The organism is Erwinia aphidicola (assembly GCF_014773485.1).
Classification (GTDB): domain Bacteria; phylum Pseudomonadota; class Gammaproteobacteria; order Enterobacterales; family Enterobacteriaceae; genus Erwinia; species Erwinia aphidicola.
Genome location: NZ_JACXBP010000001.1, coordinates 112,046 through 131,839, shown reverse-complemented (window position 1 = coordinate 131,839; position 19,794 = coordinate 112,046). Strand labels below are relative to the sequence as shown.

Below are 19,794 nucleotides of genomic sequence, written 5' to 3'. Positions count from 1 at the left end.
TAGTCATTGTTATAAGTATAGAAACAGAAAACGGCATCTGCCTCTTCCGTTGCAAATGCCGTTATCCAGAGTAATCTGGCAGCAGAGATTTTACCACTGCACGCCATCATTTTTTATATTTTTAGTCCAGGATTATGCCTCAGCTTCGGCGCCATTGCTGGTCACCGTCGGCTCGGCAGCGAAGCCGCGCAGCCCCACCACATGAACATGCTCAGTATTATTAAACACCTTACGCACCAGCTTATAGGTCGTCCCCTTTTCCGGGCTGATGTTTTCAGGCGCCGCGATGATCAGCTGCATTTCCAGACGGTCACACAGTTCGAACAGCGTAGCGATGGATTTGGCATCCAGACGCGCCGCTTCGTCGAGGAACAGCAGTCGGCAAGGCGAGATATCTTTTCCGCGCAGGCGGCGTGACTCCTCTTCCCAGCTCTGCACCACCATGACCAGAATGGACATCCCGGTACCGATAGCTTCACCGGTCGACAGTGCACCACTCTCAGCGCGCAGCCAGCCGTCGGAACCACGGTTAACTTCAACTTCCATTTCCAGATAGTTACGGTAATCGAGCAGCTCCTCACCGATAGTTTGCGGCGTGCGCTGCCCCATATCGATCTGCGGGTTCAGGCGCTGATAGAGTTTCGCCAGCGCTTCCGAGAAGGTCAGGCGATTGCTTTTAAACAGATCCTGATGCTGCTCATGCTGTTCTGACAGAACGTCAAGCAGGGTGGAGTGGGCCTCGCGCACGTTGACGTTCAGACGCACACTTTTCACCTGGCCAAAGCTGACGGCCTGCAAGCCCTGGTTCAGCTGGCGGATACGATTCTGCTCGCGCTGAATGGTTTTACGAATAATGTTCGCTACGCTGCGCGAGCTGATCGCCAGCATCTGCTCACGTGCGGTTAACTCTTCGGTCAGACGATTCAGTTCGATCTCCATCTGCTCGATGGCTTCGACCGGGTCATCCGTGCGGATGATATCCTGACGGATACGCTCGCGCAGGTGCTGATATACGGCGATAAAGAACTGAATTTTACGCTCAGGACGTTTAGGATCTTCCGACAGACGCAATACATCGCGCAGATGTTCGTTATCCGCTACCGCCAGACGCAGCGCACCCAGCGCCTTATCCGACATTGAACGCAGCTCGTCCCCGCCAAGATACGCCAGCTCACGGCGATGCAGTCGACGCTCGACTCCGTTGTCTTTCACCAGGCGCAGTACCGCCACCCAGCCCGCTTTAGCACTGACGACCTGCTCGCGGCCCACCTGGTATTCACGTTCCAGGCGGCGCAGTTTTTTCTGCAGCGCATCCATTTCGGCTTCACAGAAGGTCAGCTGTTTTTCCAGCTGATTACGGCGGGCACGATTATTGCTCAGGGCGCTATACAGTTCATCACGGCGCATACGCGCACGCTCTTCGGCACTGGAGTCAGCCTGTACGCCAATGTCCTGCATCTCCTGCTGCAGCTCTTTCAGAATGTCGCGCTTGGCGTCATAGGAGCTTTTCAGCGTGGCCAGCAGCTGAGAATACTGCGTCAGCTGGGCCTGATGCTGGCGCAGCTGGTCGCGGGCACGCGCACGTTCAGCCTCGGCATGCTCCAGGCGCTGACGCAGCTTCTCGTTGAGATCGCTGTTACCGTCGAGCATGCCTGCGGAGTCGGTATAGCCAAAGTGCGCGCGGCGCTGTACCACTTCCGTCAGGGCAAACGCCTGCTGACGGGCATCGCGCTGCTGCTGCTGCGCCTGCTGATAATCCAACTTCAGCTGTTCATGCTGTTCCGGGTCGCTTTGCAACACGGAAAGGATCGGCTCCAGCTTCGCCAGCTGAGCGCCGTGCTGCTGGATAAAGCGTGCGGCTTCCTGCGCTTCATCCAGCTTTTCCAGAATCTCTTCGTAACGGTCGCGCAGGGAATCATCCAGCAGCAGGCTGACGCGCGGCATCAGGCGGTTAAGCTGAGCTACGCCCTCTTTCGCCTGGTCAAACTGCTGGCGCTGCTGCTGGTTTTCGCTTTCATGGCTGCTCAGCGCGCGCTCAACTTCCGTGCGGCGATTGTTCAGCAGGCGCATTTCCGCTTCCGGATCGGACTCAAAGGCCACGGCGAGGTGGCTGCCGATAAAGCGGCTGAAGGACTGGTGCAGACGCTGGGTTTTCTGCACGTCAAACGACAGCGTGGCGTAGCGCTCGGCCAGGCCTTCCCGCTCGGTTTGCAGCAGCTCCAGCTGATTCTCACGCGCCGCACGGCCAAACAGCGGCACTTTCGGGAAGCGTGAATAGCGCCACTGGCGATCGCTGGCCTTGACCACCACCGCTTTTTCCAGCTCTTCAACGTTGAACACGCTGTCATCAAACGACTGCGGGTCCCCTTCAATCAGATAGAGATCTTCCGGGCAGTCATCCATGCCGTCGAGCAACTCACGTACCCGTGACAGGTCCGGGACGACAATTCCATGGCGCGCCGGGCCGTAAAGCGCGGAGAAGTACGGCGCATCGTCGATGGTGACATCGTCATAAATTTCGGACAGCAGCACGCCGCCAAAGCGCTCAGCGAGGTTGTTAAGACGGGGATCTTCGGCACCGCCAGGCTGGCTGAGACGCTCGATCTGCTGCTCAATTTCACGCTTGCGGGCAGAGACTTCATCACGCTCAACCGTGGTTTCGCGCTCGCGCTCCAGCAGCTGCTGCATAAATTCGGTAACCTGCTGGCTGTTTTCCAGCGCCTGCCCAGTCTGCTCGCTGAGTTGGGAAAGGATCTCCTGTGCGGCCAGCCACTGCGGCGCCTGTTTAGTCAGGCGGGCAATACGCTCGCGCAGCTGTTCCAGCTCCTGGCGCATGTTCATGCGGCGCTCACCGGCGTCGGATACGCTGTCGCTCAGCTGCTCAATCTGCGCTTCCAGCTCATACTGCAGGGCTTCCAGCTCTTCAGCATCGACCTGCTTACCGTGGCGCTTGCAGAACTCGCTCAGCAGGCGCTCGGCATCCTGCTGTTCGCGCAGGCGCTGCTCAAGTTCGTTAATGCGGCTACGCAGCGGCTGCAGCTGTTCAGCGTGATAGCGCTGGTTGCCCGCATCGCGCAGCAGATCGCGACCGACCTGCCAGGCTTCGCTGCGGCTGACCGGCCCGGCAATTTTGGTTACCAGCTCGAAAGCCTGTTCAAACTGGCTGTGCGCGGCCTGCGCCACGCTCATTTTCTGCTCCAGCATCAGTAGCTTACTGGTCACTTCCTGCTCTTTCGCCTGGAAAGTTTCCTGCCACTCTTCAGCGTTATCAACGCTAAGGTCGCTCAGCTGGCAGATCTCTTTCGCCCGCTGCAACGCGGTCAATGCCTGCTGGTACTGGATAGCGCGGGTCTGCTGCACGTCCAGCGCCTGCTGATAGTCAGCCAGCTGGCTTTTCAGCTCGTCGACTTCCAGCTCAGCCGCTTCGCTGCGCGCTTCATGTTCTTCCTGCAGCTCACGCGCTTCAGCCACCACTTCGTTCTGCTCTTCCAGGCGGAAGGTCAGCTCTTCGAGATCGGCATCATAGCGGTCAATTTTTTCCTGCTGACGCAGCGCGGTTTGCACCAGGTTGAGGTGATCGCTGGCGGCCTGATAATCGGTTTCCAGATCGCTCTCTGCGCCGTTATGTTCGGCCAGCTCACGCGCCATCTCGACCGAACGATACTGCTCCGCGGCCAGCTGCTTACGGCTGGTGAACAGGTCGTTACGCACCACCATCGCAGCATCGAGGTGAATGCGGCGCTCGTTAGCATGGCGCATATAGTCTGCGGCCACGTAGCTGGTCGCTTCGGAAATCAGGTGCTTAAACAGGTCGCGGTCGGACTGGGTGACGCGGATCGCTTCCAGCGTCATGCGGTTTTCACGCAGCGCCGCTTCCATATCCTGGAAGGCTTTACGCACCCCGCTGTTTTCCGGCAGCAGGTAGTCACGCAGCGAGCGGGTAATTGCGCTGGAGATCCCGCCGTACAGCGAGGCCTCAATCAGGCGGTAATATTTGCTGCGGTCGGCGGCAGAGCGCAGGCGGCGCGCCACGATACCGAGATCGAACATCACCGAGTGGTAATCGGTAATCGAGTTGTACTGTTTGAACTGTACGCTCTCGCTACTTTCGAATTTCTCCTTCAGCTCGCTGAGCGGCAGCACCCGTGCCTGGCGCGCATTCACCGTTTCGGTGAGAATTTCAGTCGGGTTAATCGACGTCGGCAGGCCGTGGATGCTGAAAGGTTTAATGTCCACTTTGCGGTCGCGGCCGGCAACCTGCTGCAGGCGCACGCCGACAATCACGCGCTCGTGACGTGAGTTCATCACGTCCAGCGCGGCGTAGCACACGCCGGGGCGCAGCTTACCGTGCAGGCCTTTATCACGAGAACCCGATGTGGCGCCCGCTTCGGTGGTGTTACGGAAGTGCAGCAGCGTCAGGTCGGGGATCAGCGCGGTGATAAAGGCCGCCATGGTGGTCGACTTCCCGGCTCCGTTACCACCCGACAGCGTAGTCACCAGCTCGTCGAGGTCAAAGGTACGGGCAAAGAAACCGTTCCAGTTAATCAGCGTCAGTGAGCGAAACTTTCCACGTTCAATCATTTATTCTTCCTCTCCGCCGTCCGGCTGGTTACGTTCTGCCGTACTTTCGCCGTCGTCGGTTTCATCTGCCAGCGCCAGCCCGCCGTCAAGCTGCATCGCTTCACCGTCACGGATCAGGCGCAGCTGCGCTTCACGGGCATCATCACCGCTGCGCACGTCGGCACCGAAGCGAAACACGGATTCAGTGATGCGGAATTTGCTGCTGTCGTTGCCCATAAACCACACCATACCGAGGCGGCGCAGGCGGTTTAATGAGGCGCGCATTTTTTCCTGCAGCTTCTGGCGGTCAAGGTCAGAGCCGGTCGAGCGCTGGTTAACCAGCTTCAGCAGCCTGCCTTCATCGGCCAGCGACATCAGCTCATCATGCAGCTCCTGCTGGCTGAAGATCCCTTCATTGGCCAGACGTTCCGGGCTGAGGTAGAGATAGCAGAGAATTTTACCGACCATCATATCCAGCTCGGACAGCACCGAACGCGGGATAAGGGTGGTGGAGCGCGGGCGCAGGTAGAAGAAACCTTCCGGGGCGCGGATTAGCTCCACGTTGTAGCGCGCGTAAAACTCTTCGAGAAATTCCTGATAATCCATCAGGAAGGCGTGCTGATCTAACTCATCGATGCCGATATGACGGCCTGCACGTAACTGGCTGTCCAGCGCCGGAAAAATCGGGTTAGCCAGGGCCTGGGCCAGCTTAACCGGCATCACTTGTTCAATATTTGTCGATGACATGTGCCTGCACCTTGGCTCCGTAATCATTAATGGTCTGCCACTCAGCGGACAAACCGGAGAAATCTGCTTCGGCCACGCCTAAGCGCACGGCCTGATCGACGACAATTCTCGCCACGTCGAAGTGACGCACGCGCGGGTATTGTGTCAGGTATTCGCGCATCACGGCGCCGAGATCCAGCGGCTTCTGCTGCGCTTTGTAGATCGCCAGCGCCTCTTCAATCATTGCCGCCAGCTGTTCGCGGATCTCATTAAACTCTTCGTACTCCAGCTCTGACGGCAGTTCACCGGTGACTTCTTCATTACGCAGTGCCAGCTCTTCATCGCGCATATCGTACAGGCGCTCGGCATTGGCATAGGTGAGCGCCCACGGCATCTCAAAATAGTTCTGCACCGAGACGCGCAGCCGCTGGGCGAAGACGCGGTTTTTATCCATATCGATGGCGGTACGGATAAATTTATGGACGTGGCGATCGTAGCCAATCCACAGATCGATAGCCTGCTGGCCCCAGCTGATAATACGGTCGAGCTTGTTTTGCAGGTCAAAAACCAGCTTGTCGACAAACCCCAGATCCGGGCTGTTCATCGTCGCATCCTGGATGCGCAGCAGATTGGCCTGCAGCTTATCGCCCGCGGCCTCGAGCGTATCCTGCAATTCGCGCAGCGTGCCGGAAGTTTCGTTCAGCAGCAGCTCACAGCTGGAGATCGCCGCGCGCCAGTCTTTGTTCAGCAGCTGCGCGATATCGTCTTTTACCGCCTGCTGCTGCTCATCCATGATGCGCTGCGTAATATCGATACTGTCGAAAATTTCCGCCACGGAGTATTTCAGCGGCGCGAATACGTTGCGGTGCCAGTGGAACTCATCGCCATCTTCATCGGCGGCGTCGGCGGCGCGCTTCAGCTCACCGGCGACGATCGACAGCTGCATCGACAGGCGCAGCGTGGAGAACTCGCGCTGGCGGATGTAGTAATCGGTAATGCCGATCCCCAACGGCGTCAGGCGATAGATAGCATTACCTTCGGAGTGTTCGCTGGTAAAGCGGTTGATCAGGCGCTGGCGTACCATATCGTTGATGGCATTGTTGGCGCGAACCAGCACCGTTTCGCTGGTCTGCTCAAAGCCATCGCTGACGTGGCGGAAGGCGTCAATCAGCTCGCCTTCACTCATTTCGCCATCCATGCGCTCCCCGTTGAGGGTGGCAATCGCCAGCAAAAAAGCCAGACGTTCGGTCGGCAACGTGACGGAAAAATCATTTTTTCGCGCCCAGGCCACCAGTTCCGGTACAGTCTGGGAAAAATCACTCATAGTTCGTCCTTCTGAATGGGTTTCCGCGCTGTGACGTGGATGTAACGCCCTAAACTCAAAAACGGCTCCTGGCGGCAATACTGCTTTTCCAGCGCCAGAACTTCATCAAACCGCTCACTCTGCTTGGTTTTATCCCGCAGATAGTCGTGGAAAACCCGGATGCCGGTTTTCGTTTCAATAGTAAAGCCGCACGCCTCAAGCCAGGCATAAACCTGCTGCGGATCGCGCGGGTAGTCCGGGGACAGGGTTTTCTTTTTGCGTTTGCTTAAGCCTGCCTGCAGATAGCCGAAATTGCCCAGCACCATGGTCTGCATCAGCAGGCCGTTGACGTTATAAAACATCAGCGACAGCACGCCTCCGGGCTTCAGCGCATCATACAAAGCGGCCAGCACCTGTTGCGGTTCGGCTACCCATTCCAGTACAGCGTGAAACAATACCAGATCAACCGGCTTATCCAAATGTTGCACGACCTGCTGAGCGCTAATTTGTTTAAATTGCATGTTGCCGCTCACACCTTTTTCCAGCGCTAAGCGGCTGGCGCGGCCGATCATCTCCTCCGATACGTCGCACAGCAGCACCTGATGACCACGCTCTGCCATGCCGCAGCCGGTCTGCCCTTCCCCGCCGCCCGCATCAAGCACCGCAAGCGGCCGGGCAGGAAAGGTACTCAGCAGCGCGTCGAGATCCTGCCAGAGGATCGCCTGGCGAATGCGGCCTTTGGTGGTACCGTATATATTTTGTGAAAACTTTTCTGCGATATCATCAAAGTTGCGATCCTGCATACAGGCAGCTCCAGCGTTCAGGCGTGATTCAGTCGGGTATTTTGGCATACACTGGCAATAAATGAACCTCTCAGTCATCGCTTCGTTTCCGGGTGGCGTTTTTTCGGACAAAAGGAGTCCTTTTTCATGCTTTTCGCGCTGAAAAAAGTGTTCGGCGGCCTGCTGCTGCCCCTGCCCATGCTGCTGTTAATCATGGCGCTGGGTATTTTCTTGATCTGGTTCAGTCGCTGGCAAAAGAGCGGCAAAATTTTGATCTCCGCCAGCTGGATCTTGCTGCTGCTGCTCAGCCTGCAGCCGGTCGCCGATCGTCTGCTGGCGCCGATCGAAGATCGTTATCCCACCTGGCACAATCAGCAGCCGCTCGCTTATATCGTGGTGCTTGGTGGGGGTTATACCTGGAATGACGCGTGGGCACCCAGCTCTAACATGCTCAACAACAGCCTGCCGCGCCTGACGGAAGGCATCCGCATCTGGCGTGCCAACCCGGGAGCCAGGCTGATTTTTACCGGTGGTAGAGCGCAGAATAATCCGCTGAGCTCTGCTGAGGTGACGTCACGCGTGGCGCAGTCGCTGGGCGTGCCTGCCGAAGCGATTATCACCCTGGATAAGCCGCATGATACCGAGCAGGAAGCCAGTGAAGTGGCGAAAATTGTCGGCGAGCAGCCGTTTGCACTGGTGACGTCAGCTAACCATCTGCCCAGAGCGATGATCTTTTTCCAGCGCCAGGGGTTACACCCCTGGCCGGCGCCTGCGAATCAGCTGGCGGTCACTTCTCCACTCAATCTGTGGGAAAGGGCGCTGCCGAACTCATTCTGGCTGGGACACAGCGAGCGGGCATGGTATGAGAGCCTGGGCCGCTTGTGGCAATGGCTGAAGCCGCAAAGCGCTAGCTGAGCCACGGCAGCAGGGAGCGTGCGGCGAGCTTGAAACGCGGCGGGTCAAATTGTGTGGTGTGGATCAGTCGCGCCACCTCCTCCCACAGGATATAGAGCCAGCGGCGGGCAACAAAGCCCTCCGCCACCGGAGCGCGCTGCAGATATGCGCTAAGAATCGCCTCACCGGCTACTGACTCGCACAGCGGGTAAAGGTCAAACTCACGCGGTGCCCACAGCACCGTACCGGGATTGATTATCGCCTGCAGCCGGTCGCCCCAGGCTTCTTTCACAATGCTGCTCAGCGCGAGGTTGCCATGAACCAGCACACACGGGTCGTCAAAACCGGCAAACAGGGCACTGAGGCAGGCACGGCTGCGAAACAGTATCTGGCGGTCGTCGATATCCAGCGCTGACGGCTGCAGATAATTTAGCGTCGCCCACAGCACCTCAATGCGCTGCGTATACCATGCAGGCCAGCGATTTTGCTGAGTGCTGTCCACCGTGCCGACCAGGCCATGGCTGTCAATACGATGCCAGGAGAGCATGCCCTCGACGATTTGCTCCTGCAGCTGCTGCCAGCGATCGGGAGTGCGGGTCGGCGCTTCAACCGAGACGCCGCCGATCCGCTCGATCAGCAGCACTTCGTGCTGCGGGGGCTGCTGGCTGATCACCAGCCCGTAAACGGCGGGCACGCGCACTTTCCCCTCACGCGCCAGCATCGACAGCTTGTGGGCTTCCTGAGCGGCAATACCCTTCATTGAGAAGTATTTCGCGACCAGCGGCAGTGAATAGCCGCTGTCATCATAGAGGGTGTAGAGGCTGGCATACGGTTGCTGGCTGATGCATTCAACCCGGCTGACAGTTTCACCAAGTACCAGTTCGAGTTCAGATCGCAGTTGTTCCATCCGCCCTCCTTTCAGGCAGGCACGCTTATCATGGCGCTGAAAGTGGTGATTTGCTCAGCATGGGATCAAATTTGCAGGCAGTAGATCGGGGCTGCGAATGCACCCCCGATTAAACTCAACGCATGGCCGCACGGACGCGCAGCAGATCTTCCGGAGTATCAACCCCCACGCTGGGAATGGCTTTCGCCACGTCAACGTGGATCTTCTCGCCGTACCACAGCACGCGCAGCTGCTCCAGCAGCTCTATCTGCTCCAGCGGGCTCGCTTCCCAACCTACATAGCGGCGGATAAAACCGGCACGGTAGCCGTAAATCCCGATATGACGCAGAAAGTGGTCGCCAATGGTGTCGCGTGAGGCTGAAAAACGCTCGCGATCCCAGGGGATTGTGGCGCGCGAGAAGTAGAGCGCATAGCCGTTCGCATCGCGCACCACTTTTACCGCATTCGGGTTGAAAGCCTCTTCCGCAGAGTCGATCGGCACCGCCAGCGTCGCCATACCGGCACTGCTTTTAGCCAGATTATCTGCCACCTGACGGATAATCACCGGGGGTATCATTGGCTCATCGCCCTGCACGTTGACAATCACCGTGTCATCGGCGAACTGATAGTGCTCAATCACTTCCGCCAGGCGCTCGGTGCCTGACTGGTGATCGGGGCGGGTCATGCAGACCTCACCCCCGGCTGCCGTGACGGCACGCGCCACATCCTGGTTATCGGTAGCAACGATCACACGTTCAGCACCGGACTCCAGTGCGCGCTCCATGACGTGGACGACCATCGGTTTGCCGTGAATATCCACCAGCGGTTTACCCGGCAGGCGGGTAGAGGCAAAACGCGCCGGAATAATCGCCACAAAACTCATGGATGGCTCTCTTCCAGGGTCAGCGTACGGGCTTCAACTTCCAGCAGTACAGGAATTCCATCACGCACCGGATAGGCCAGCCCGTCTGGTTTGCACACCAGCTCCTGCAGATCTTTGTTGTAATACAGTTTGCCATGACATACCGGGCAGGCAACAATTTCAAGTAAACGATGATCCATGGTTCCTCCGCAATGAACCCAGTTTTGCAAGCCTCAAGAATACCATAGCTGCACCACAGCAGTTACCCGCCGGCCACGAAAAAACCGCTCCCGCACGCTATTTTCCAGCGCGCGGGCCAGGCCGTTGCCATCGATGCCGGAAGTTTATTGACCTCGATCATTTCAGCGCCCTGCCAGCGGGCAAACTTTGTCAGCGCGCGCTGCAGATCGCCCAGCAGTTGCTGCGTGACGCGCACCTCTGGCTCAAGCCACAGCGTTTTGACCTGCAATATTTTTTCCTTGCGCAGCATGCGCGCATCCAGGCGGCCTTTCAGCGCGCCACGATGCAGGATCGGCAGAACAAAATAGCCGTATTGCCGCTTCGCCTCCGGCGTGTAGCACTCCAGGCGGTAGTCAAAGTTGAATAGCTCCAGCGCCCGCTTACGGTCCCATACCAGCGGATCGAACGGTGAGAGGATGGCGGTGTGCGTGGCGGCCTGTGGAGCGTCAAGCTGGGCGAACAGCGTCTGGTGCACGTACAGCGTTCCAAGGCTTTCGACCTGTACTGCGCGCACCCTGCCCTGCTCCAGCCAGCGGGTGATTGCCTGAGTGACGGGCGCCCGCTTCAGGCGGTAATAGTCCGCCAGCCAGGAGGGACGAAAAATACCCAGGCTGGCCGCGCTGTTCTCCAGCATGCGCTCAGTGGCATCCTTTTCCGTCAATGCATGCAGGGCATCATCCCATTCAGGCAGTACCCGCTGCCGCAGATCGTAGACGCGCTGGAAGTTGCGGCGCTCACTGACCATTAGCTCGCCTGCGCTAAACAGGTTTTCCAGATGACGCTTGTGCGGCTTCCACGCCCACCAGCCCGGTTTCTGCCCTGCCGGAGCAGCAAAATCTGCCGATCGCACCGCGCCATTCTCACCAATATGCGCCAGCAGATCGGCGATCTCCTGCTGATGCTGATCCATCCATGCCTGATTGTACTTCCAGCCTAAAGCCACCGGATTGAGCATACGGTGGCGCAGCAGTGGGTAATCTTCAATCGGGATAAAGCAGGCTTCATGCGCCCAGTATTCAAACAGTTCACCGCGGGCCAGCGCCTGTTCTAACCAGCTAACCGGGTAGTCTCCCAGGCGGCTGAACAGCACCAGATAAGGGCTGCGCGCCACGACGTGGATGGTGTCAATTTGCAGCAGCGACATGCGCCTTATCGCGGCCAGCAGATCGTCAAAACGCGCTTTATGAGAAGGTGGTCGCAGTAAACCCTGTGCCGCAAGGTGCAGCTGGCGAGCCTGAACCAGTGAGAGAGTGACTGCCGTCATAATGCCATCCATAAAATTCAGATGGCTTCAGTGTAGCGTTTAGTCGGTAATGACGGAGAATTTAGCGAGGAATTAATGCACTGATTTTGTTCAGTAACGCCGCGGACTCAGACTGTGGTAACCGTGCATCCACCGGCAAATACCACCAGTCAGCGGCGGCGAAGGCGCGCGCTTTCACCGCGTCTTTCTCGGTCATCAGGAGCGTTTGCCCGGGGCCGATCAGCGCATTCAGCGCGTCGGGGCTGTAGTTTTGATGGTCGGCAAAAGCCACTTCTTTCTCCAGCGTTACCCCCTGCTGGCGCAGGGTGTTGAAGAAGCGCGGTGGATGCCCAATGCCGGCCATTGCCACCACGTTCTTCAGTTCAGCTACCGGGCGCTGCTCACCGGATTGCAGATTGACCGCCATGCCCGGCACCAGCTGCATCGCCAGCTCACCAGGCTGCGCTGTGCCGCCATTGGTGATAATTGCACTGACGCTGTTGAGGCGGCTGCTGCGCTCGCGCATTGGCCCGGCAGGCAACCACCAGCCATTGCCAAAACGCCGCTGGCCGTCGATCACCACAATTTCGATATCCCGTGCCAGCGCGTAGTGCTGCAGGCCATCGTCGGTAACGATAATATCCACCTGTCCGCCGCTCACCAGCGCTTCAACCGCCTGACGACGCACCGGAGCCACCGCAACCTGCGCGCCGGTGCGCTGGTAAATCAGCACCGGTTCATCACCCGCTTCGGCGGTAGCCGTCTGCGGCCCCAGCACCAGCGGATAGTTGTCAGCTTTGCCGCCGTAGCCGCGCGACACTACGCCGACGCGCAACCCGCGCTGTTGCAGCGCCTGCACCAGCCAGATCACCACCGGCGTCTTGCCATTCCCCCCGGCGGTCAAATTGCCAACCACCACCACCGGGACCGGGGCGCGCCACGCCTTACGCCATCCCCAGCGATAGCTGAGGCGCAGCAGATTGCTAATCAGCCCGTATAACAGGCTGAAAGGCAACAGCAGCAGGTAAAGCGCGGAGCGTCCGCTCCAGATGCGTTCGATCATTGACCAAATTGCATCTTATGAAGCTGGGCATACACGCCGCGTTCCGCCAGCAGCACTTCGTGGCTACCGCGCTCGACAATCAGGCCATCTTCGACCACCACGATCTCATCGGCTTTCTCAATTGTGGACAGGCGGTGAGCAATCACCAGCGAAGTACGGTTTTTCTGCAGTTCATCCAGTGCGGCCTGAATAGCACGCTCGGACTCGGTATCCAGCGCGGAGGTGGCTTCATCCAGGATCAGGATTGGGCAGTCGCGCAGCAGCGCACGGGCAATGGCAATACGCTGACGCTGGCCGCCGGAGAGCAGCACGCCATTCTCACCAATCACCGTATCCAGTCCCTTATCCATCTTGCCGATAAAGTCCATGGCGTGCGCCATGGTGGCCGCTTTTTCGATATCGGCACGGCTGTACTGCTCGTGACGCGCATAGGCGATGTTATTGGCAATGGTGTCATTAAACAGGTGGACGTTTTGTGATACCAGCGCCACCTGGTTACGCAGTGATGCCAGGGTGTATTCGCGCAGGTCGTGACCGTCCATCAGGATTTCACCCTGCTGAATATCATAGAAACGCGTCAGCAGGCTGGCCATGGTGGATTTACCGGAGCCTGAGCGGCCAACCAGCGCCACAGTTTTACCTGCGGGAATGCTCAGATTAATGTCGCGCAGTGCGGGAATATCGCGCCCCGGATAGCTAAAGGTCACATTGCGGAATTCAATATCGCCTTTAGCACGCTCGATGGTGCGCTTACCGGTATCGACTTCCTGCTCGCTGTCGAGGATTGAGAACAGGGTCTGGCAGGCAGCCATGCCGCGCTGGAACTGTGCGTTGACGTTTGTCAGCGATTTCAACGGGCGCATCAGAGCGATCATGGAGGAGAACACCACGGTAATGGTACCGGCGGTCAGCGTTTCCATTACGCTTGGGAAGCTGGCGGCATACAGTACAAAGGCCAGAGCCAGCGAGGCAATCAGCTGAATAATCGGGTCAGAGATTGATGAAGCGGAAACCAGCTTCATACCCTGCTGACGCATGCGATTGCTGACGGTATCAAAGCGCTGGCTTTCAATTTCCTGGCCGCCAAAGATCAGCACTTCTTTATGCCCTTTCAGCATCTGCTCAGCGCTGGTGGTGACCTGCCCCATGGTGTTCTGCATATTTTTACTGATGTTGCGGAAGCGCTTGGAGACCATGCGAATCGCAAACGAAACGATCGGAGCCAGAACAATCAGGATCAGCGACAGCTGCCAGCTGTAGTAAAACATCATGATAAACAGGCCGATAATCGAAGCCCCTTCGCGCACCACGGTAACCAGCGCGCTGGAGGAGGATGAAGCAACCTGCTCAGAATCATAGGTGATGCGTGACAGCAGAGTCCCGGTAGACTGCTGGTCGAAAAAGGCGACCGGCATGCCCATCATGTGACTGAACAGGCGACGGCGCATGCCCATAACCACGTTACCGGATACCCAGGAGATACAGTAGCTGGAAGCATAGCTGGTAATGCCACGGATCAGCATCAGTCCAATCACAGCCAGCGGCATCCATAGCAGTACGGAACTGTCAGCTTTGCCAAAACCATCATCGAGTAAAGGTTTCAGCAGTGACAGCATCAGCGTATCGCCTGCCGCGTTGAGGACCAGCGCGATCGCTGCCACAATCAACCCGGTTTTGTATGGCACAATCATTGGCCAGAGACGACGGAATGTCTGCCAGGTGGAGAGATCTTTATCCAGATGCATTATTTAACCAGCTTTAGATGAAATAGCCGCTTATTCTAGCCGGAATCGCGGAGTACGCCAAACCACTGATGGTACCAACGGTTCATTATTTGCTCTCTTAATCCTAATACTTGCCAGTAATCACCGTAAAAACGCGCGCTCAACTGTCCGGAAAGGGCGGTATCGCGCCATTCGATGTAATTTTTGCCATAGCGCTGAATAATTTGTACCGCAGGTAAACGCCAGGCGCTATATCGGGCAGCGGACGCCACCGCCACGCGGGGATTGACCGCGCGCAGAAAAGGCGGCGACGACGATGTCCTGCTGCCGTGATGCGGCACCAGCAGGAGATCGGCAGCCAGATGTTGCCGCTGTGTCGCCGTCAGTTTGAGCTCAGCAGGAGCTTCAATATCACCCGTTAGCAGTACTCGCCATTTGCCATCGGTGATGGCAATGACGCAGGACTGATTATTGCCCTCGCCCTTTTCCCCGGCTGGCGGCCACAGAGCACTAAACTGCAGCCCCTGCCACTGCCAGCGCTCGCCCGTGCGGCAGGTTAAGTGACCGGGACGCCCCAGCGCGCTGCGCACGCGGGCTGTCGGAAAGGCCGCCTGCACGCTCTCCAGCCCGCCAATATGGTCAAGATGGGCATGGCTGATAATAATATTTGTCACGGTAAGCCCCTGCCAGGCTAGCCACGGCAGGATCTGACTCTGCGCCATATTGCCCGTTGGCCAGCGGTTGCCGCTATCGTACAGCGTGGCCTCTCCGTGGCGGGAAATCACCACGGCCAGCCCGTGACCGACATCCAGCGTATCCACCCGCCAGTCAGGCTTCTCACTAAAATAGCGCCAGCTGCTCAGCAACAACGCGGCGCTCAACAGCGTAAGCGGAGAGGAACGCCACCAGCTAAACCTTATGCTAAGAAACAGCAGCCAGCACAGCAGGCTGGCAGCGGTCAGTGTCTCATCTAAAGTGAGCCAGCCGTGCGGGAGGCGCCCGAGCGGCAGAAATACCAGTGCCAGCGAACGATCAACCCCCTGCCAAAGCCAGAGATTGATACCGGGCAACGGATTAGCCATCAACGCGATCAACATCAGTGGCACGGTCACCAGCGAGATCAGTGGAACGGCCCAGAGATTCGCCAGCAGCGCACTCAGGCTGACCCCGTGAAACAGCACAGCCTGCAGCGGCATCATCAGCAATAGCATGCCCACCTGCAGATGCAGCAGCCGTAGAAGAAACCAGCGTTTTTTTCGTGCAAACTTCGGCGGCAGCGGAAAAAAGTGATACCACAGCAGGAGCCCGCCCACGGCCAGCGCCGACAGCCACAGGCTGTCCGAAAGCACGCTGAGCGGATCAACGAACAGGATTACGGCAATGCACACACTCCATACCTGCCAGCCATGGCAGCTGATCGCCCGCAGGCGCAGCAGGTTCCAGCTTATCAGTGCCAGCATCGCACGCATCGCCGGGGGATTTCCGCCGGAAAGCCAGCAGTAGAGCAGCCCAATCAGCAAACTGCAGAGCAGCGGAAAACGGTAACCAATAGCCCCGGCAGGCAACAGGTATTGAACGCCACGGGCCAGCAGCCAGCCGAACGTGGCGGCGAGAGCAATATGCATTCCCGATATCGCCATCAGGTGGGCCGTCCCAGTCTCCCGCAGCAGTTGATTCGTCGCGCGATCCACTTCTGCTCTTTCGCCAAACGCCAATGCAGAAATCAGCGCCTGCCAGGGCAGGCCGCCATAGTTCTGTTGCGCGGCACGGATTACCCTGGCGCGCCAGCTGCAGGTTTTATCAGTGACCTGTGCCGCCATCACCCTGCCGGTCATCGGTGTCGCGTTGGCAACCGCAAAGCGCTGCCGGTCAAAACTGCCTTCGTTCAACAGCGCATGCACCGATCTCAGCGCCAGCTGCATCTGCCAGCGCTGCCCCGCGCAAAAAGCGATAGGCTGCGGGCTGACTTTGACCACGGCGTACAGCGGGGGAAAGAGCATGTGTTGCTGATAGCGCCAGACTCTGATTTTAATGCGCTCGCCATCTGGCAACACATTCTCGATGATTACCTCTGCCTGCAGAGGCCGACGTGTTAATTGCTGAATGTTTTCCAGCAGCGTAATACCACTTCCTGCTGACCAGACAAACAGCAGCAGCACTAAACCCATTTTTACGGCCATAGCCCAGCGCAGCTGTGCAAGCAACAGCGCGAGGCAAAGCAGCGCGGCGCTGGCCCATCGACCAGGCAGCTGCGATAAAAAATTCAGCGGTAGCGTCGCGGCGATAACACCCCACGCCAGCTGGTTTACGGTTAACAACATTGCGGCTCCCTGAGTTTCCTTTACCCAGTTTCTCGCAGCAAAGATTGGCGGTCAGCCAGAGGCTGTCCGATGCTGGGGGCGTCTCGCAAACAATCGTTTTAAGTTGCCGCGTTTGCCAGCGATTTTGCGTATCGGCTTCCACTTGCGCTGAATTTCAGGCAAAAAAAAACGACACCGAAGTGTCGTTTTTTATGCATAACTGCTTTTAGTCGCCGTAGATATTGGCACGGTCGCGCAGCTCTTTACCTGGCTTGAAGTGTGGAACGTATTTACCTTCCAACTCCACTTTGTCACCCGTTTTCGGGTTACGGCCAGTGCGAGGTGCACGATAGTGCAAAGAAAAGCTGCCAAATCCCCGGATTTCGATGCGTTCGCCCTGTGACAACGTCGTTGCCATGTGCTCCAGCATCTCTTTTACCGCATCCTCAACGACTTTCGCCGGAATATGAGAGTGCTGGCCAGCAAGTCTTTCAATCAGTTCTGACTTGGTCATAAAACCTCCGGTTAATCCCTTTAGGGGAAAGTTCTGACAGTTAACGACGCTACAGGGCAGCTTGCGCTGCCCTTAAAGCAATTACTCGCCTTTAGCTGCTTTGAATGCTTCAGCCATAGCGTTAGAGAAGTTGCCTTCTTCCGGTTTGTTAGTGTTAACCGTATTGATAGCTTCTTTCTCATCAGCCTGGTCTTTCGCACGAACAGACAGGCTAACAACGCGGTTCTTACGATCAACACCGGTGAATTTAGCTTCAACATCGTCGCCAACATTCAGAACCAGAGTTGCGTCTTCTACGCGGTCCAGCGATGCTTCAGAAGCACGCAGGTAACCTTCAACGCCGTCAGCTAATTCAACTGTAGCACCTTTAGCGTCAACTGCAGTCACTTTACCGTTAACAATTGCACCTTTCTTGTTCAGAGAGATGTAGTTGTTGAACGGATCTTCTGCCAGCTGCTTAACGCCCAGGGAGATACGCTCGCGCTCTGCGTCAACCTGCAGAACCACAGCTGCGATTTCGTCGCCTTTCTTATATTCACGTACTGCTTCTTCTCCGGTAGCGTTCCAGGAGATGTCAGACAGGTGAACCAGGCCGTCGATGCCGCCGTCCAGGCCGATGAAGATACCGAAGTCAGTGATTGACTTGATTTTACCTTCAACACGGTCGCCCTTGTTGTGGGTTTCTGCAAACTGCTGCCATGGGTTGTTTTTGCACTGCTTCAGACCCAGGGAGATACGACGACGTTCTTCGTCGATGTCCAGAACCATAACTTCAACAACATCACCAACGTTAACAACTTTAGATGGGTGAATGTTCTTGTTGGTCCAGTCCATTTCAGAAACGTGTACCAGGCCTTCAACGCCTTCTTCGATTTCAACGAAGCAGCCGTAGTCGGTCAGGTTAGTTACACGACCAGTCAGCTTGGTGCCTTCTGGGTAACGTTTCGCGATAGCAACCCATGGATCTTCGCCCAGCTGCTTCAGACCCAGAGAAACACGGGTACGCTCGCGGTCGAACTTCAGCACTTTAACAGTGATTTCGTCGCCAACATTCACGATTTCGCTTGGATGCTTAACGCGTTTCCATGCCATATCAGTGATGTGCAGCAGGCCGTCAACGCCGCCCAGATCAACGAATGCACCGTAGTCAGTCAGGTTCTTAACGATACCTTTAACTTCCATGCCTTCCTGCAGGTTTTCCAGCAGCTGATCGCGCTCTGCGCTGTTTTCGGATTCGATTACCGCACGACGTGAAACAACAACGTTGTTACGCTTCTGATCCAGCTTGATGACTTTGAACTCAAGCTCTTTGCCTTCCAGGTGCAGCGTATCGCGCACTGGACGTACATCTACCAGTGAACCTGGCAGGAACGCACGAATACCGTTCAGCTCTACAGTGAAGCCGCCTTTAACTTTACCGTTGATAACACCGGTAACAGTCTCAGCTTCTTCGTAGGCTTTTTCCAGCGTGATCCATGCTTCGTGACGTTTAGCTTTTTCACGAGACAGCAGGGTTTCACCGAAGCCGTCTTCTACTGCATCCAGAGCAACGTCTACTTCGTCGCCAACCTGAATTTCCAGTTCGCCGGCTGCGTTCTTGAACTGCTCTGCAGGAATTGCAGACTCAGATTTCAGACCCGCATCAACCAGAACGACGTCTTTGTCGATAGAGACAACAACGCCACGAACGATGGAACCCGGACGGGTTTCGATTGTTTTTAAGGATTCTTCAAATAGTTCAGCAAAAGATTCAGTCATATTGATAATCTTCAGGATTCTTCAATTTAACGTCCACCTGACATCCTGACGGGTGGGGTTGTTTCACATGCCCCATGACGTCCATATCACAGGGTTAGATAAATCATTCTGCGAGCAAGGGCTCAGACAGAGGTCATTAAGCGTAGCTGACTTTAGGCCAGAGCGAGTTTTTCGCGCGCATATTTTAGCGCAATCTCAATCACCTGCTCAATCGACATTGTAGTCGAATCAAGCACTAAGGCGTCATCGGCCGGCACCAAAGGTGCAATAGCACGATTACGGTCACGCTCGTCACGCTCTTTTATCTCAGATAAAAGGCGCTCAAAGTTAACACTAAAGCCTTTCTCCTGCAACTGCAGCATACGGCGGTTAGCACGTTCTTCGGAGCTGGCATCCAGGAAGATTTTCACCGGAGCATCAGGAAAAACGACGGTACCCATATCACGCCCGTCGGCAATCAGGCCCGGCAGCTCGCGGAAACCGCGCTGGCGCCGCAACAGCGCTTCACGCACGCGCGGGAAGGCAGCGACTTTCGAGGCGGTATTGCTGACATCCTGAGTCCGGATCTCGGAGGAGACATCTTCCCCTTCGAGGATCACTTCCATTTCGCCGCCGTTAGAGACAAAACGCACGTCGAGATGGGCAGCGATAGGCACCAGCGCTTCTTCTGAGGTGATATCGACCTGATGGTGTAATGCAGCCAGGGCCAGCACGCGATAAATTGCGCCGGAATCCAACAGGTGCCACTGCAATGCCTCGGCCATTGCTTTACACAACGTTCCTTTCCCGGCACCGCTAGGGCCATCAATGGTGATCACTGGGGCTATTGCCGTCATGTCGTTCTCCTGTCGGTGGGATACCGGGGCAAACTGTACCCCGGTAAATATCGACGCGCATTATACCCTGCAAAGCTGAAGCTGCAACCGCGTCAGCAGAGCC

15 protein-coding genes are annotated in these 19,794 nt (G+C 57.0%); 1 reads left to right on the top strand and 14 read right to left on the bottom strand.

The features are described 5' to 3' along the window. Positions 1-132: 132 nt before the first annotated feature. From mukB to cmoM, 4 genes are read right to left on the bottom strand one after another with little or no spacing between them, the layout of a single operon-like run. Entirely contained in the window at positions 133-4,581 is a 4,449-nt protein-coding gene (gene mukB, locus ID864_RS00570; RefSeq protein WP_191149255.1) for a chromosome partition protein MukB, read from the bottom strand. Continuing rightward, positions 4,582-5,307, bottom strand: a complete 726-nt coding sequence (gene mukE, locus ID864_RS00565) for a chromosome partition protein MukE (protein WP_133624059.1) — start codon at positions 5,305-5,307, stop codon at positions 4,582-4,584. Next, entirely contained in the window at positions 5,288-6,610 is a 1,323-nt protein-coding gene (gene mukF, locus ID864_RS00560) for a chromosome partition protein MukF (protein WP_048916524.1), read from the bottom strand. The genes mukE and mukF overlap by 20 nt, the downstream gene beginning before the upstream one ends. Beyond that, entirely contained in the window at positions 6,607-7,392 is a 786-nt protein-coding gene (cmoM, locus tag ID864_RS00555) for a tRNA uridine 5-oxyacetic acid(34) methyltransferase CmoM (protein ID WP_048916525.1), read from the bottom strand. The genes mukF and cmoM overlap by 4 nt, the downstream gene beginning before the upstream one ends. 126 nt (positions 7,393-7,518) lie before the next feature. Between cmoM and elyC the strand changes: the two genes are divergently transcribed. Beyond that, positions 7,519-8,286, top strand: a complete 768-nt coding sequence (gene elyC, locus ID864_RS00550) for an envelope biogenesis factor ElyC (protein ID WP_048916526.1) — start codon at positions 7,519-7,521, stop codon at positions 8,284-8,286. Here elyC and ID864_RS00545 read toward each other — a convergent pair. The 10 genes from ID864_RS00545 to cmk all read right to left on the bottom strand — a co-directional run bounded on the left by ID864_RS00545 (position 8,279) and on the right by cmk (position 19,691). Beyond that, positions 8,279-9,172, bottom strand: coding sequence for a YcbJ family phosphotransferase (locus ID864_RS00545; RefSeq protein ID WP_048916527.1), 894 nt, complete (start codon positions 9,170-9,172; stop codon positions 8,279-8,281). The two genes, elyC and ID864_RS00545, sit on opposite strands and share 8 nt — an antisense overlap. 115 nt (positions 9,173-9,287) lie before the next feature. Further along, positions 9,288-10,034: a 3-deoxy-manno-octulosonate cytidylyltransferase gene (kdsB, locus tag ID864_RS00540; protein WP_048916528.1), complete on the bottom strand. Its 747-nt coding sequence runs from the start codon at positions 10,032-10,034 to the stop codon at positions 9,288-9,290. Further along, positions 10,031-10,213, bottom strand: a complete 183-nt coding sequence (locus tag ID864_RS00535) for a Trm112 family protein (RefSeq protein ID WP_048916529.1) — start codon at positions 10,211-10,213, stop codon at positions 10,031-10,033. Before ID864_RS00535 ends, kdsB begins: the two co-directional genes overlap by 4 nt. A gap of 62 nt (positions 10,214-10,275) precedes the next feature. Next, on the bottom strand, positions 10,276-11,517 hold the full coding sequence (locus tag ID864_RS00530) for a winged helix-turn-helix domain-containing protein (protein ID WP_191149253.1): 1,242 nt from the start codon (positions 11,515-11,517) through the stop codon (positions 10,276-10,278). A 61-nt stretch (positions 11,518-11,578) separates the two neighbouring features. Then, the gene (gene lpxK / locus ID864_RS00525; RefSeq protein WP_191149252.1) at positions 11,579-12,559 is read right to left on the bottom strand and encodes a tetraacyldisaccharide 4'-kinase; all 981 of its coding nucleotides are present in this window, start codon (positions 12,557-12,559) and stop codon (positions 11,579-11,581) included. Next, positions 12,556-14,304 (bottom strand): lipid A ABC transporter ATP-binding protein/permease MsbA, encoded by a 1,749-nt coding sequence (msbA, locus tag ID864_RS00520; protein WP_133624064.1) that lies wholly within the window; start codon positions 14,302-14,304, stop codon positions 12,556-12,558. Before msbA ends, lpxK begins: the two co-directional genes overlap by 4 nt. Before the next feature lie 35 nt (positions 14,305-14,339). Next, on the bottom strand, positions 14,340-16,604 hold the full coding sequence (locus ID864_RS00515; RefSeq protein ID WP_191149251.1) for a ComEC family protein: 2,265 nt from the start codon (positions 16,602-16,604) through the stop codon (positions 14,340-14,342). Positions 16,605-16,809: 205 nt separating this feature from the next. Next, on the bottom strand, positions 16,810-17,097 hold the full coding sequence (gene ihfB, locus ID864_RS00510) for an integration host factor subunit beta (RefSeq protein WP_048916533.1): 288 nt from the start codon (positions 17,095-17,097) through the stop codon (positions 16,810-16,812). A gap of 81 nt (positions 17,098-17,178) precedes the next feature. Next, complete coding sequence (gene rpsA, locus ID864_RS00505; protein WP_048916534.1) at positions 17,179-18,855, bottom strand: 30S ribosomal protein S1; 1,677 nt, start codon at positions 18,853-18,855, stop codon at positions 17,179-17,181. 152 nt (positions 18,856-19,007) lie between these two features. Then, entirely contained in the window at positions 19,008-19,691 is a 684-nt protein-coding gene (gene cmk, locus ID864_RS00500; RefSeq protein ID WP_048916535.1) for a (d)CMP kinase, read from the bottom strand. Between the last annotated feature and the right edge of the window lie 103 nt (positions 19,692-19,794).

What these genes read in the sequence shown, in the direction of transcription:
- mukB (WP_191149255.1), bottom strand. Translation starts at nt 4,581, where the DNA reads ATGATTGAACGTGGAAAGTTTCGCTCACTGACGCTGATTAACTGGAAC.
- mukE (WP_133624059.1), bottom strand. Translation starts at nt 5,307, where the DNA reads ATGTCATCGACAAATATTGAACAAGTGATGCCGGTTAAGCTGGCCCAG.
- mukF (WP_048916524.1), bottom strand. Translation starts at nt 6,610, where the DNA reads ATGAGTGATTTTTCCCAGACTGTACCGGAACTGGTGGCCTGGGCGCGA.
- cmoM (WP_048916525.1), bottom strand. Translation starts at nt 7,392, where the DNA reads ATGCAGGATCGCAACTTTGATGATATCGCAGAAAAGTTTTCACAAAAT.
- elyC (WP_048916526.1), top strand. Translation starts at nt 7,519, where the DNA reads ATGCTTTTCGCGCTGAAAAAAGTGTTCGGCGGCCTGCTGCTGCCCCTG.
- ID864_RS00545 (WP_048916527.1), bottom strand. Translation starts at nt 9,172, where the DNA reads ATGGAACAACTGCGATCTGAACTCGAACTGGTACTTGGTGAAACTGTC.
- kdsB (WP_048916528.1), bottom strand. Translation starts at nt 10,034, where the DNA reads ATGAGTTTTGTGGCGATTATTCCGGCGCGTTTTGCCTCTACCCGCCTG.
- ID864_RS00535 (WP_048916529.1), bottom strand. Translation starts at nt 10,213, where the DNA reads ATGGATCATCGTTTACTTGAAATTGTTGCCTGCCCGGTATGTCATGGC.
- ID864_RS00530 (WP_191149253.1), bottom strand. Translation starts at nt 11,517, where the DNA reads ATGACGGCAGTCACTCTCTCACTGGTTCAGGCTCGCCAGCTGCACCTT.
- lpxK (WP_191149252.1), bottom strand. Translation starts at nt 12,559, where the DNA reads ATGATCGAACGCATCTGGAGCGGACGCTCCGCGCTTTACCTGCTGCTG.
- msbA (WP_133624064.1), bottom strand. Translation starts at nt 14,304, where the DNA reads ATGCATCTGGATAAAGATCTCTCCACCTGGCAGACATTCCGTCGTCTC.
- ID864_RS00515 (WP_191149251.1), bottom strand. Translation starts at nt 16,604, where the DNA reads ATGTTGTTAACCGTAAACCAGCTGGCGTGGGGTGTTATCGCCGCGACG.
- ihfB (WP_048916533.1), bottom strand. Translation starts at nt 17,097, where the DNA reads ATGACCAAGTCAGAACTGATTGAAAGACTTGCTGGCCAGCACTCTCAT.
- rpsA (WP_048916534.1), bottom strand. Translation starts at nt 18,855, where the DNA reads ATGACTGAATCTTTTGCTGAACTATTTGAAGAATCCTTAAAAACAATC.
- cmk (WP_048916535.1), bottom strand. Translation starts at nt 19,691, where the DNA reads ATGACGGCAATAGCCCCAGTGATCACCATTGATGGCCCTAGCGGTGCC.